At 72.6% G+C, this 13,173-nt stretch carries 10 protein-coding genes; 5 read left to right on the top strand and 5 right to left on the bottom strand.

The features are described from left to right. Positions 1-15: 15 nt before the first annotated feature. From ACSBPH_RS02375 to ACSBPH_RS02385, 3 genes are read right to left on the bottom strand one after another with little or no spacing between them, the layout of a single operon-like run. Positions 16-2,070, bottom strand: coding sequence for a PTS fructose transporter subunit IIABC (locus tag ACSBPH_RS02375; protein ID WP_442576016.1), 2,055 nt, complete (start codon positions 2,068-2,070; stop codon positions 16-18). Between the two features lie 29 nt (positions 2,071-2,099). Further along, on the bottom strand, positions 2,100-3,047 hold the full coding sequence (locus ACSBPH_RS02380) for a 1-phosphofructokinase (RefSeq protein ID WP_442576017.1): 948 nt from the start codon (positions 3,045-3,047) through the stop codon (positions 2,100-2,102). Continuing rightward, complete coding sequence (locus ACSBPH_RS02385) at positions 3,044-3,829, bottom strand: DeoR/GlpR family DNA-binding transcription regulator (RefSeq protein ID WP_442576018.1); 786 nt, start codon at positions 3,827-3,829, stop codon at positions 3,044-3,046. Before ACSBPH_RS02385 ends, ACSBPH_RS02380 begins: the two co-directional genes overlap by 4 nt. 114 nt (positions 3,830-3,943) lie before the next feature. On the opposite strand from ACSBPH_RS02385, the gene ACSBPH_RS02390 reads away from it, so the two are divergent. After that, a complete protein-coding gene (locus ACSBPH_RS02390; RefSeq protein WP_442576019.1) occupies positions 3,944-4,861 on the top strand; it encodes an aminoglycoside phosphotransferase family protein in 918 nt (305 codons plus the stop codon). Between the two features lie 82 nt (positions 4,862-4,943). Here ACSBPH_RS02390 and ACSBPH_RS02395 read toward each other — a convergent pair whose 3' ends face one another. After that, complete coding sequence (locus ACSBPH_RS02395) at positions 4,944-7,121, bottom strand: S8 family serine peptidase (RefSeq protein ID WP_442576020.1); 2,178 nt, start codon at positions 7,119-7,121, stop codon at positions 4,944-4,946. A gap of 155 nt (positions 7,122-7,276) precedes the next feature. Between ACSBPH_RS02395 and ACSBPH_RS02400 the strand changes: the two genes are divergently transcribed. From ACSBPH_RS02400 to ACSBPH_RS02415, 4 genes are all read left to right on the top strand, one after another. After that, positions 7,277-7,888 carry an RNA polymerase sigma factor gene (locus ACSBPH_RS02400; RefSeq protein WP_442576021.1) on the top strand — a complete coding sequence of 204 codons (612 nt, stop codon included), beginning with the start codon at positions 7,277-7,279 and terminating at the stop codon, positions 7,886-7,888. Then, on the top strand, positions 7,878-8,348 hold the full coding sequence (locus ACSBPH_RS02405) for a hypothetical protein (protein ID WP_442576022.1): 471 nt from the start codon (positions 7,878-7,880) through the stop codon (positions 8,346-8,348). Before ACSBPH_RS02400 ends, ACSBPH_RS02405 begins: the two co-directional genes overlap by 11 nt. 90 nt (positions 8,349-8,438) lie before the next feature. Next, entirely contained in the window at positions 8,439-10,118 is a 1,680-nt protein-coding gene (locus ACSBPH_RS02410; RefSeq protein WP_442576023.1) for a S8 family peptidase, read from the top strand. A gap of 31 nt (positions 10,119-10,149) precedes the next feature. Further along, a complete protein-coding gene (locus ACSBPH_RS02415; RefSeq protein ID WP_442576024.1) occupies positions 10,150-12,681 on the top strand; it encodes a CHAT domain-containing protein in 2,532 nt (843 codons plus the stop codon). Positions 12,682-12,691: 10 nt separating this feature from the next. Here ACSBPH_RS02415 and ACSBPH_RS02420 read toward each other — a convergent pair whose 3' ends face one another. Beyond that, positions 12,692-13,069, bottom strand: a complete 378-nt coding sequence (locus ACSBPH_RS02420) for a hypothetical protein (protein ID WP_442576025.1) — start codon at positions 13,067-13,069, stop codon at positions 12,692-12,694. Positions 13,070-13,173 lie beyond the last annotated feature (104 nt).

Raw genomic sequence — 13,173 nt, forward strand, 5'->3', positions numbered from 1 at the left:
GTACGCTGCCGGCGCTCACGCGGGGACGGCCGTCGCCGTGATGCTGCTCGCCTCGGCGGCCTCGAGCTCCTTGGGCGCGATGAACCGCTTGAAGGCGACGACGAGGAACGCTGTCACGACCGTACCCGCGAGGATCGCCACCGCGAAAGCCCAGAACGGGTTGATCGCGAAGAAGACGAAGATGCCGCCGTGCGGGGCGAGGGACTGCACTCCGAAGGCCATGCTGAGGCCACCCGTGACGGCACCGCCGACCATCGAGGCCGGGATGACGCGCAGTGGATCGGCCGCCGCGAACGGGATCGCGCCCTCACTGATGAACGATGCGCCCAGGAGCCATGCCGCGACGCCGTTCTCGCGCTCGACGGGGGTGAACATGTTGCGGGCGAGGACCGTCGAGGCGAGGGCCATCGCGAGCGGCGGCACCATGCCGGCGGCCATGACGGCGGCCATGATGAGGTACGGCGTGGAGTTCTGCGCCGAGGCCTCGGCGAGACCGGCCACCGCGAACGCGTACGCCACCTTGTTGACCGGGCCGCCGAGGTCGAAGCACATCATGAGGCCGAGGATGACGCCGACGATGATGATGCCCGACGTGTTCGCGACATCGGTCAGCCACGTGTTGAGCCACTCCATGAGCGTCGCGATCGGGCGCCCGAGGAAGAGGATCAGAAGACCGGATGCCACGATCGAGGCGAGCAGCGGAATGATGACGACAGGCATCAGCCCGCGCAGCCAGCGGGGCGCGTTGATGCGCCCGATCGCGAGGGCGACGAATCCGGCGAGCAGACCGCCGACGATGCCGCCGATGAAGCCCGAGCTCATGAGGACGGCGACGGCGCCCGCGACGAAGCCCGGGGCGATGCCGGGTCGATCGGCGATCGCGAACGAGATGTACCCCGCGAGGGCCGAGACGAGGAATCCCATCGAGGTGGCGCCGATGACGAACGCCACCGATCCGAGGTACTGGCCGAGTCCGCCCGCGGGGAGATCCCACAGCGCGTTCTGCACGACCACGTCGTACGCCTTCTCGGTGACGTTGTAGCCGCCGAGGAGGAAGCCGAGGGCGATCAGCAGACCGCCGCCCGCGACGAACGGGATCATGTAGCTGACGCCCGTGAGGAGAATCCGCTGGATGCGGGCGCCCCACGAGAGCGACTCGGTCGAAGTCGCCGCGGCGCCGGCGGCGGCGGTGCCGGTCACGCGCGTGGCGGCCGGGTTCTTGGCGGCGGCGACGGCCTCGGCGATGAGCTGGTCGGGCTGCTCGATGCCGCGCTTGACGCCGGAGCGCACGACGGGCTTGCCCGAGAACCGCTGCATCTCGCGGACGTCGACGTCGGTGGCGAAGATGACGGCGTCGGCGTTGTCGATGACGCTCTGCGGCAGCGCCTGGTACCCGCTCGAGCCCTGCGGCTCCACGGTGAGGTCGACGCCGTTCTTCTTGCCCGCGGCGGTCAGCGCGTCGGCGGCCATGAAGGTGTGCGCGATGCCGGTCGCACACGAGGTGACCGCGACGATGCGCGCGGGGCGCCCGTCGACGGTGAGACCCGAGGCGGGTGCGGTCGCCGCACCGACACCGGCAGCGGCGGCTGCCGGGGCGGCTGCGGCGGCCGCGGCATCCTCTTCTCCGATCGCGCGCCGCACGATCGAGACGACCTCGTCGGCCGAGCCGGCCGCGCGCAGTCCGCCGGTGAAGTCCTCCTGCATGAGGCTGCGGGCGAGCTTGGACAGCACCGCGAGGTGCGCCTCGGCGGCGCCCTCGGGGGCCGCGATGAGGAACACGAGGTCGGCCGGTCCGTCCGGCGCGCCGAAGTCGACGCCGGGGGCGAGGCGGGCGAATGCGAGAGAGGGCTCGGTGACCGCGGCGCTCTTGGCGTGCGGGATCGCGATGCCGCCCGGAAGGCCGGTCTCGTCTTTCTCCTCCCGCGCCCAGGCGTCGGCGAACAGCGCGTCGGCGTCGGTCGCGCGGCCCTGCGCGACGACCCGGGCGGCGAGTGCCTTGATGACCGCGGCCTTGTCGGCGCCGAGGCCGACGTCGAGGCTCACGAGCTCTGGCGTGATGGTGGTGGACACGATGACCTCCTCAGGTCGGTGATGCAGGTTCAGGAGAGCGCCCGGACGGGCACGTCCCCGTCGGGCAGATCGGCGGGCGAGGGCGCCTGCGTTCCGGGAAGGGATGCCGCGGCCGCTCCATAGCGGATGGCCCGGCGGAGCCGCTCGGCGGGGTCAGCCCCGTCGAGGTCGGCGAGCAGGTAGCCGGCGAGCGAGCTGTCGCCCGCGCCGACCGTGCTGGCGACGCGGATGCGCGGCGGGATCCCCGCCCACGCTCCCTCCGCATCGACGAGGACTGCGCCGTGCGCGCCGAGCGTCACGAGCGCGGCGCCCACCTTGGCGGGCACGAGCCGACGTGCCACGGGGAGCACCGCGTCGGCGATGTCGGCGCCCTCTTCGAGCGCGACGCCGGCGAGCTCGGCGAGCTCTTCGTCGTTCGGCTTGATGAGGTCGGGGCGTCCGTCGGCGACGACGGTCGCGAGGGCCGCCCCCGACGTGTCGACGGCGATGCGCGGCGCCCCGACGCCCCACCGCGACCGCACGGCGCGGATCGTCGCGACGTAGAAGTCGTCTCCTGCCCCGGGCGGCAGCGAGCCCGCCAGGGCGAGCCATCGAGCACCGGAGCACGCATCGACGACGGCGTCGATGACGGCCGCGATGTCGTCGGGTTCGAAGCGCGCGCCGGGCAGATTGAGCTTGGTCGTGACGCCGGCGGGGTCGGTGATCGTGATGTTGGCGCGCGCTCGCCCGTGGATCGGCACGCGGCGGGCGGCGACGGTCGATGCCCGCAGGACCGCGTCGAACGGATCGTCGGGCGCGAGGGGAAGCACCGCGAGCGAGCGGGCCCCTGCCGCCGCGACGACGCGGGCGACGTTGATGCCCTTGCCGCCGGCGTCTTCGCGGGCCGAGAGCGCGGCCTGCACCTCGCCCGGGCGAAGCGTGTCGGCGAGGGTGATCGTCCGGTCGAGCGACGGGTTGGCGGTGAGTGTCACGATCATGCGAGCCAGACCTCCACGTCAGCGTCCGCAAGGGCTGCGGCGAGCGGTTCTTCGGGCGCGGCATCCGTCACCAGGATGTCGATCTCATCGAGCCCCGCGAATCGCACGAACGACTCGACGCCGAACTTGGCCTGGTCGGCGACGACCACGACGCGACGCGCCGACCGCACGATCGCCGCCTTCACCGCCGCTTCAGCCGGGTCGGGGGTGCTCAGGCCGAACTCCGGCGAGACGCCATTGGTGCCCACGAAGGCGAGGTCGGGGCGGAGAGCGGCGAGGGCCGAGAGGGTCGACGGACCGACAGCGGCCGCGGTCAGCCCGCGCACCTGTCCGCCGAGCACCGTGAGAGCGACATCGGGGAGGAGCGACAGGGTCTGGGCGACGGGGACGGCATGCGTCACGACGTCGAGCCGGGCGCCCGTCGCCGCGACGCGCTCCCCCAGGCCCGCAGCGACCGAGCCGACGGTGGAGCCGGCGTCGAACATGATCGCACCGCGGTAGCCGTCGGTGATGACATCGAGCGCTCGGCGGGCGATCGCCACCTTCGCGTCGGAGTTGACGGTCATGCGCTCGGCGATCGAGGGCTCGGTGATGCTGCCCGCGCGGGCGGGCACGGCGCCTCCGTGCACCCGCCGCAGCAGGCCCTGCTGCTCGAGCGCGTCGAGGTCTCGGCGGATGGTCTCGGTCGTGACCCCTAGATCGTCGGCGAGCCCGACGACCGAGACGCGACCGCGCTCGGCGAGATGCCGAGTGATGTGAGCTTGTCGCTCCGTCGCGTACATGTGGTTCCTCACCGTCAAGGTGAGATCAAGATACAACAAACCCACAACCAAAACAAGCAATTCCCACACAAAGACAGATGGTGTGTCAGAGAGGGGTGGCGGTACCCTCACGGGATGCCCGACAAGCCTCCCGCCGAGGTGCGGATCACGACCGACCTGGTGCGTCGCCTCCTCGTCTCGCAGGCGACCGATGCGATCGCGGATGCCGCGACCCTCCCTCTCGCGAAGGTCGCCGAAGGATGGGACAGCGAGCTGTGGCGGCTCGGCGATGATTTCGCGGCGCGCCTTCCGCGCCGGGCGCTCGCCGCGCCGCTCGTCCTGAACGAGCAGCGGACGCTCGATCTCCTCGCACCCCGCATCGAGGCGACGGGGGTGCACGTCCCCGCGCCGATCGTGCACGGCGTGGCCGGTGAGGGATTCCCCTGGCCGTGGTCGGTCGTGCCCTGGTTCTCCGGAGAGCGCGGCATGGACATCCCGCGGGCGGAGCGTTCCGGCTGGGCGCCGCGCCTGGCCGATGCCCTCGGGGCGCTGCATGCTCCCGCCCCCGCGGACTTCCCGGCCAATCCCTTCCGGGGCGTGCCCCTCGCAGACCGGGCAGGCGCCGTGGCGGAGCGGATCGCACTTCTGAGGGAGGGGGGCGATCTTCCTCCGCACCTCCTCGACGACGCCGAAAGTCTCTGGCATCGGAGCCTTTCGGCGGCGCCCTGGGAGAGGCCTCCGGTCTGGATCCACGGCGATCTGCACCCCGGCAATATGGTCGCCCAGGGCGGGCGGCTCGTCGCCCTCATCGACTTCGGCGACGTGACGGCGGGCGACCCCGCCTACGACCTGGCGATCGCCTGGCTCGCGTTCGACGCTGGCGGACGGGGGCGTATGCGGGAGGCGTCCGCCGCGCGCTACGACGAGGCGACGTGGGTGCGCGCGCGGGGCTGGGCGGTCGCCGTGACGCTCATGCTTCTCGCGCACAGTGACGACAACCCCGACTACCGGCGGCTCGGGCGCGACTGCTTGGACGAGCTCGCAGCCGGATGAGCGCTCACGGCCGGCTGAGCGACGCTGATGGGAAGGAGGATGCCTCGGATCGCGGCATCCTCCTCCCCTCCCCAGCCCCCCGTCAACCGCCGATCGAGAAGACCGGCGGGGTCTGCACCGACCCGATGATGTCGAACAGGGTCGAGATCTGCGTCCACGCAACCCCGAACCACACGTCGTCCGTGCCCGACCATCGTCGGATGCGGATGTCGTAGGTCTCCCCCGCCTTCGCGTCGAACTCCGCGATCTCGTAGCTGTTGTCCCACGACATGCTCGACGCCACGAGTGCGCCCGACGAGTCGCGCACCTCGAGGTCGAGATCCACGCTCAGGGTGTTCTGATAGATCGACAGGAAGAGGATGTCGGTGCGAGTGGCCTTCGAGTCCCACGCCAGCGCGACCTTGACGTGCGAGCCGAAGAAGATCGGCGAGCGAGGTGTCGTGATGCGGTAGCGGAACGTCGATCGGCCCGACCCGTCGAGGTCGGCCGAGCGCAGGGTTCCGACATCGAACCCGCGCAACGCTCCGCTGTTGTCCCGGCCTTGGCGCGACCTCGCGATCGACGTCGACCGCTGCGCGTCGGCGGTGCCGCTGCCGTCGCGGCCGTCGATCCCCGCGACGAGGTCGGCGCGCCACCGCCCCCCGCTCGGATTGCGCCAGGCGCCTGCCAGCAGCACGGCGCGCGTGCCCTCGGGCCAGGACTGCAGCACGGGCGCCGCCTGCTGGACGCAGGCCGCGATCCCCGCCACCGCGGGGGCGGCGAAGCTCGTGCCGCTGTCGGTCAGCCCGAGCACCGTCACCCCGACGCCGTTGCCCGCGATCTCGGGGAGCTCCCGGTCGGCGTGTCCCGACTTCGGGTTGCGGAACACCGAATCCGACGCCATGGCGGTCGCGTTGTCGTCGTGGCTGCCGACGGTGAGCCGGTTGTAGCCCTTGTGGTTGACGAACTCGCTCGATGCGCCGTTCCCGGCCGCCTCGACGATCGTGGGGAACGGCCAGTGCAGCGCGAGCCAGTCCTTGTAGTTGTCGTCGTGCGACAGCGAGTCGCTCGTCTGCTCGGCACTGCGGTGGAAGCTCTGGCTGATCACGGTGCAGCCCGCGTCCTGCGCCGCCCACCGGATCGCGTCGAGGTCGTAGCTGTTGGCCGAGAACAGGTTCGCGTCGGGTGCGTGGCCGTGCGGCCGGTTGCGCTCGTTGTTGCGGATGATGCCGTGCGTCATGCGCGCGTGGCTGCTCGTCGAACCCGAGGTCTGGAAGCGCCCCGAGATCGTGAGGCCGGTCGTGACGTCGGGACCCGGCTCGTACACGGCGACGTTGACTCCCGATCCGGTGAAGCCGGCCGTGTGCGCATCGTCGCTGTTGTGCACCGCGATCGAGTCGCCGAGGTCGAGCACGCCCTCGCGATCGTGCAGGAAGACCCCGGCGACGAGCTCGTGCTCGGCGAGCCGGCGCACGCCGTCGGCCGCGATCCTGCCGTAGACGACGGGGGCGGCCTTGTCGACGCTCGCGACTTCGAGTCCCTGCTCGCGGGCCACGTCGGCGAGCTTCTCGCCCAGGTCGGACCACTGCCGCCGGCGCAGCGCCTCGGCACGGCCAGGCTTGCGCGCGGGCCGCGTGTCGGACTTCTCCGGCGTCTCGAGCCCCAGGTCACCGGTCGACGCCCACACCGCGACCTCGACGTCGCCGCCGCGCTCGAGCCGTTGGAAGAGGGCGGGCTCGATGCGGCCGTAGCGGTCTTGCCGCCGCCGGGCCAGTTCCGCCAGCTCGCGGTCGATGTCGACGGGCTCGCCCACCTCGTCGAACGCGAGCGTCACGGCTTTCTCCCCGTCGCGGCTCACGGCTTTGAAGACGTCGCGGAAGGGGCCCTTCACGCCTCCCGCCATCGGCAGGGACTCCAGGTCGAGGTCGCTGAAGCGCAGCCGTGTCGCGTGCAGCACGACGAGCTCGTCGCCGAGCTCCGCGGGGGTGTCGACGACCACGACGTGGTACGCGGCATCCTGTCTCCCCGGCACTCTGCGCGCGGAGGGCACGCCGTCGACGCGGATCGTGTGGCCGCCGATGGCGAGGCCGGCGGTGTCGACGACGAGCGCATCGCCCTCGAAGGCGACGTCGGCGATGCCCCCTCCGCTCACGACGACGGCGTGCGCGTCGCGCTCGGTGAACTCTCCCATGATCCTGATGCGGCGGCCTCGTCGGACGACCTCGCCCGACACGATGTCGGCGACGGGGACCGAGCCCTTGCTGCGGATGGTGCCGGCCATGGCAGAACTCCTCACTCCTGGCGCGCCGTCGGTCGGCACGCGTCGAAGGTAAGAGGCGGCGTGTCGGGCGTCTGATACACGATCTGTCCGATTCGCCGCGTCATGTATCAGCGGGGGCCTATCGCTCTCTTCCCACCGTGGACACAATGGGCGCTATGACGCGGGCCGAGGCATCCGTCGAGTCCGTCGAGCCCGCTCGATGGGAGCGCGCCGGCGCGCTCTTCGCGCGATGGCGCGAAGGAGACGGCCGCGCGATGGACGAGCTCGTGCGGCTCATGACGCCGACACTCTGGCACATCGTGCGTTCGTACGGGCTGGAGGCTGCTCTCGCCCAGGACGTCGTGCAGACGACGTGGCTCACCCTCGTGAGGCGGCACGCGTCGATCGTCGATCCGCACGCCGTCTCGGGGTGGCTGACGATGTGCGCCCGCCGCGAGGCGTGGCGCGTCGGGAAGCAGCACCGCCTCACGTCCGTCGCCGATGCCGAAGAGCTCGAGCCGCACCTGCCGGCCCACGAGTCCGCCGAGCAGGCGGCGACCGACGACGACGAGCGGCGCCGGCTGTGGACCGCCGTCGCAACCCTCGACGAACGATGCCGTCATCTGCTGCGCATCGTCGCCTTCGAGGAACGGCCGGACTACGCCCGCATCGCGGACGATCTGGCCATGCCGGTGGGATCCATCGGGCCGACACGCCGGCGCTGCCTGGCGAAGCTCCGCGCCGAACTCGAGGGCGCGGGATGGGGAGAACAAGAACATGGACACTGAGGAAGGCCACGACGACCGGGCGCTCTACGAGCGTCTGCGCGAGATGTGGCAGAGCGTCGACCCGCCACCCGCCGATCTGGCCGATCGCATGGTCGCGGCCGTCGCCGTCGAGGACCTCTCGCGCGAGTACGCCCTGCTGACCCTCGTGGAGAGCGGGGAGCGTGCGGCGGTCCGCGGCGGCGCCGACACCGCCACGCTGCAGTTCAGCGACGGTGAGACGAACGTGCTCCTGCACGTGACGGTCGCCGAAGACGGCTCGCGGCGGATCGACGGATGGGTGGATGCCGAGGCCCTGGCGATCCGGCTGGTGCAGGACGACCGGGACTGGCCGGCACGCCCCGACCAGAACGGCCGCTTCGCATTCGACGAGGTCACGCCCGGAGTCGCGCGTCTGCGGGTCGTGGTGCGGGGCGCCGACGGCGATCTGCACGACTTCCAGACCCCCCGGTTCGAGGTGTAGCCCGGGTTCGAGATGGCAGGGGCGGGCAGCGGCCCGCACGATCAGGATCCCGCGGAGGCCCCGGCCCCGGCGGGAGGAAAGGCAAGCGACATGGCCGACGAGTCGACCTGGCGGGAGCGGGAGGCGGCATCGCGGCCGCGCGGCGTCGCCCTCGATCCCCGGAGCGAGGCCGTGCCCGGCATCACGGCGTACCCCACGGTGTACGTCCCGGGGCACCTGCTGATCTGGGGCGATCCCGCCGGCCCCCTCGAGCGCCTCCAGAGCGCCGCCCGGACCTTCGGATGGACGGTCGTCGCCCATCCGCTCCGGGGCGACCGGGATCCCGACCGCAAGGACACCCGTGACACCCGGCTCACACGAGCCGTGATCGTTCAGGATGCCGCGGTCATCCCTCGTGTGCCGATCGACGCGTGGGCTCTGCTGCAGGAGGCGCGGCGCGAGGCCCTGCGGCCGCGGCGCGGCGGGGAGTTGCGGACGCCGGATGGCCTGCGCCCGTCGTTCCTGCGCCCCCGAGTGACGCCCGCGCCGACGTTGCCGGCGGGCGACCCGCTGCGCGCCGTGGGCCTGGATCACGTCCTCTCGGTGCACGACATCGGACTCAATCCCTTCGCGCGCACCAACCCGTTCGCGCGGACGAACCCGTTCGCCCGCACGAACCCCTTCGCCCGCACGAATCCCGCCGCCGATCTCGAGAACTACGCCGCCGCCGGAACGGGCGGCCTCGAAGTCGTCACGTACGTCGGGCCCCCGCCGCAGCCGCTCCATGAGCCGGCGAAAGACGGGCGGCGGCCCGTCGTCGTCGTGATCGACACGGGGTGCGGCGAGCATCCGTGGCTGATGCCGCCGAGCGGGTCGGGCGATCCGTGGGTGGACGCGCGGCTGCCGTCCGCGACTCCTCCGGCCGTCGTCGGCGTGGAGGACCCCGCCACCGACCCCGAGACCCGGCCCGACCAGGACGGACCGCTCGACGGGCGCCTCGACGCGTCGTCGGGCCACGGCACGTTCGTGTGCGGAATCGTCCGACAGGCGAGCCCCGACGCGAACATCGTCGCGGTGCGCGTCGCCGACAGCGCGGGCACCGTACTCGAGAGCGAGCTCATGCTCGCCCTGGAGGAGCTCGTCGACCTCATGGATGCGCCCGGCGACGCCCTCGGCATCGACGTCCTGAACCTCTCGCTCGGGTATTACCACGAGACCCCGGAGGACGGACTGTTCTCGACCGGGCTGTACGACGTCCTCACCGATCTCCGCTCCCGCGGCGTCGTCGTGGTCTGCTCCGCCGGCAACGACTCGACCGACCGACCGGCCTTCCCTGCGGCGCTGTGGGCGGGGAGCGATCCCGCCCTCGCGCTCGGGCCGGAGCCGGCAGGTCTCGCCGCGCATCTGTCGGTCGGCGCGCTCAACCCCGACCGCCGGTCGGTCGCGCTGTACAGCAACGTCGGCCGCTGGGTGCGGCTCTATGCGCCGGGCACGTCGGTGCTGAGCACGATCCCCCTCGGCTTCGACGGCGGCCTCGCCCCGGCCGCGCGCGACGACCTGCTGGGCCTGGAGCGCACGATGATCGACCCCGACGACTTCGCGGGCGGCTTCGCGATCTGGAGCGGCACGTCGTTCGCCGCTCCCTACGTCGCCGGCGTCGTGGCGCAGAGCCTCGCCGAGAAGCTCGCCGCGGGAGGCGGGCACGGTTCCCCCGGGTTCGCCGACATCCTCGCGACCGTCGCGACGCGGGAGCGGTCGGTGTGGGATGCCTCGAACCCACCCTTCGCGTGACCCCCGACGAGCGGTGTGAGACGGGCGGATCATGACGGTCGACACGACGGAGCGTGAGACCCGTCGACGACCGACGGTCGACGGGTCGGCCCTGTACCGGCTCGGCGTCGACGACGTGAATGCGGGGCGATATGTCGCGGCGCGTCGGACGCTCGCGCGGGCGGCGAAAGCCGCGGAGGCCGAGGGCGACGCCGACCTCGCGACACGCATCGCGGGCACGACGGCCTATCTCCTCGCCGTCTCGAGCGACGCCGACGAGGGCGAGCGACTGTGCCGCGAGGCCCTCGCCCGGCCGGGGATCTCGGCCGACACCATCGCGATCCTCGAAGGCCAGCTGGGCTCCATCGAGATGTCGCGCGGACGCCTCGAGCGCGCTGCCGAATGGCTGAGCCGCAGCATCCGCGGTCTCGAGCGCGACCCCGTGCGCGCCGCCAACATGCGCATGAACCGTGCTCTCGTCGCGATGGAGCAGGGCCGATTCGCCGCCGCGAAAGCGGACCTCGAGTCGGCGGAGCGGGCGTACCTCGATGCGGGCGACCCCCTCGTCGCCGCGCAGGCCGTGCACAACCGCGGGTACGTGTCGATGCTCGAAGGCGACGTCGTCGACGCGCTTCGCACGATGGAGCGGGTGCGCGCCCCCCTCGATGCCGAGTCCGATCTGTGGGCGGCGACGAACGAGTCGGATCGCGCACAGGCGCTGCGCGACGCGGGCCTGGTCACCGAGGCCGAGGCGGCGCTCGCGAACGTGGCACGCGTGTTCGGGACGCTCCGCGCCGTGCAGGAGCAGGCCGACGCCGAGTACGCCCTCGCGAAGTCGCTCCTGCGTCACGATCCGGCGCGCGCGATGCGGATCGCGGCGGCGGCCGCTCGCCGATTCCGCAGGCTCGGAAGCGACGCCCGCGCTCTGCGCGCAGACGCCGTGCGGCTGCGGGCACGACTTCTCGCGTCGACGGATGGCGCGTCCCCGTCCGGGCGTGGCCGGGCCCGGCTCCCCCACCCCGACGAGGTCGCGCGGACCGTGCGTGCGCTCGAGGAGATGGGGATGCGGACGGATGCCGAGGCCCTGCGCCTCGCGGAACGGCTCGCGCGCACCCGCCGTACCGGACGCGATCCCGGCGGCTCCGCCGTGCGCACCGCGCCGGCGGCTCCCCCCGAGGTGACGCTCCTGGCGCACGAGCTCCGCGCGGCCCGCGCCCGACGGGCGGGCCGCGAGGCCGAGGTGCGCCGGCACGCGGCGCGCGGCGTCGACGCGCTCGAGCGCTCGCAGCGCGCGATGGGAAGCCTCGAACTGCAGGGCGCCTCCGTTGCGCTCGGTCGCGGGCTGCTGACGACAGGTCTCTCCTCGGCGCTCCGGTCGGGACGCCCCGACGTCGTCTTCGACTGGTCGGAGCGCGCGCGCCACATGAGCCTTCAGGTCGTGCCGCTGCGGCCGCCGCCCGACCCCGACCTCGCGGCCGAGCTCGCCGAGCTGCGCATGGTCCGCGCTTCGCACCCCGGCGGCGACTGGCTGGCCGACCCGCGCGCGGCGGCCCTGCGCGACCGTGCCCGCGAACGGCAGTGGTCCCGCACGGGCACCGCGTCGTACCACGAGCGTGTGCGGCTCGACGAGACCCACGCGGCGCTGTCGGACGGCGAAGGCGTCGTCTCATTCGTGTACGACGGTGAGCAGCTCGCCGCCCTCGTCGTCACGGCCCGGCGCGCCCGCCTCGTGCCGCTGGATTGGCCTGCGGTCCGCGAAGCGCTGGCGGGACTGCGCGCCGACCTCGACATGGCGGCATCCATCCGGTCCGGACCTCTCGCGAGAGCCGTCGCGGGATCGCTCGACGACCGCCTCGCCGCCCTCTCACGCCTCCTCATGGATCCGTCGGCCGGAGCGACGGAGGGCGCGACCCGCATCGCGCTCACGGTGCCGGGCGTGCTCACGGGCGTGCCCTGGATGATGCTCCCGGCACTCCGCGAGCGCGCCGTGACCGTCGCGCCGTCGGTCTCGCGCTGGGTGCGGGAGCGGCACAGCGCACCGTGGCGGATCGACGCTGTGGGCTTCGCCACGGGTCCGCACGTCGCGCGGGCCGAAGAGGAAGTGGCACGCGCCGGCGAGGCGTGGCGCACGTCGAAGGCGCTCAGCGGCGAAGCTGCGACGGTGGATGCCGTGACCGCCCTCGCCGCCGAGGTCGATGTGCTGCATGTCGCCGCGCACGGCCGGCATGCCGTCGACAACCCCCAGTTCTCGGGTCTCGACCTCGTCGACGGCGCGCTCTTCGGCTACGACATCGATCGGATGCCGGCGGTGCCGCAGATCGTCGTGCTCTCGGCCTGCGAACTGGGCCGGTCGTCGGTGCGGTGGGGGGAGGAGTCCGCCGGGATGACCCGCACGTGGCTCCACGCCGGCACGCGCTGCGTCGTGGCCTCCCCCGTCGTCGTGAGCGACGATGTCGCGTGCGACCTGCTCGCCGTCATGCATGAGCGCCTGGCGGCCGGCGAGACGCCCGCCGACGCGCTCGCCCAGGCGATGAGCCGGACGGGGCTTGTCGCGCCGTTCGCGGCGCACGGCTCGGGGTTCTGACCGATCCCGATCAGGCGGAGCGCTGCCCGCGCCGCATGAGGCGGGGCGAGCGGAACCGTCCGATCACCCCGCGTGCGGAGCCGTCCGGCCGCACCGACAGCGCGAGCCAGTGATCCAGCAGCTCGGCGTGGCGCTCGTCCTCACCCCAGTCGGGCTCGGTGAGCACCCAGCGGTGCATGAGCCGCGCCGCCGTGCGTGTGCGGTGCCCCGCGTCGAGCGCCTCCGCGAGCGCCTCCGCCTCCTCGAACCGCAGGCTGCACACGAACTCGTCCGCGCTCACGAGGAGGCGCTCGACGAGGTCGGCGAGACGGTCGACGGGCTGCTCCAGGTCCACCGCCTCGTCGATCGCCGTGCCGGCGGCCGGGCGGGTCATCGTCGTCGTGTCCATGATGGGGCTCCCCTTCCGGAGCGAGGTTTCGCTCACCGGGAAGAGGCAGGCGGTGCCGGCCTGATACCTCCGAACGAGCGGTCGACGTGATGTATCAGAACGCT

The sequence above is a fragment of the Microbacterium sp. F51-2R genome (genome assembly GCF_052180235.1).
In the GTDB taxonomy this organism is placed as follows: Bacteria; Actinomycetota; Actinomycetes; order Actinomycetales; family Microbacteriaceae; genus Microbacterium.

Excerpts from the sequence above, each read along its gene's own strand:
- ACSBPH_RS02380 (WP_442576017.1), bottom strand. The coding sequence starts at position 3,047 with ATGATCGTGACACTCACCGCCAACCCGTCGCTCGACCGGACGATCACC.
- ACSBPH_RS02385 (WP_442576018.1), bottom strand. The coding sequence starts at position 3,829 with ATGTACGCGACGGAGCGACAAGCTCACATCACTCGGCATCTCGCCGAG.
- ACSBPH_RS02390 (WP_442576019.1), top strand. The coding sequence starts at position 3,944 with ATGCCCGACAAGCCTCCCGCCGAGGTGCGGATCACGACCGACCTGGTG.
- ACSBPH_RS02395 (WP_442576020.1), bottom strand. The coding sequence starts at position 7,121 with ATGGCCGGCACCATCCGCAGCAAGGGCTCGGTCCCCGTCGCCGACATC.
- ACSBPH_RS02400 (WP_442576021.1), top strand. The coding sequence starts at position 7,277 with ATGACGCGGGCCGAGGCATCCGTCGAGTCCGTCGAGCCCGCTCGATGG.
- ACSBPH_RS02405 (WP_442576022.1), top strand. The coding sequence starts at position 7,878 with ATGGACACTGAGGAAGGCCACGACGACCGGGCGCTCTACGAGCGTCTG.
- ACSBPH_RS02410 (WP_442576023.1), top strand. The coding sequence starts at position 8,439 with ATGGCCGACGAGTCGACCTGGCGGGAGCGGGAGGCGGCATCGCGGCCG.
- ACSBPH_RS02415 (WP_442576024.1), top strand. The coding sequence starts at position 10,150 with ATGACGGTCGACACGACGGAGCGTGAGACCCGTCGACGACCGACGGTC.
- ACSBPH_RS02420 (WP_442576025.1), bottom strand. The coding sequence starts at position 13,069 with ATGGACACGACGACGATGACCCGCCCGGCCGCCGGCACGGCGATCGAC.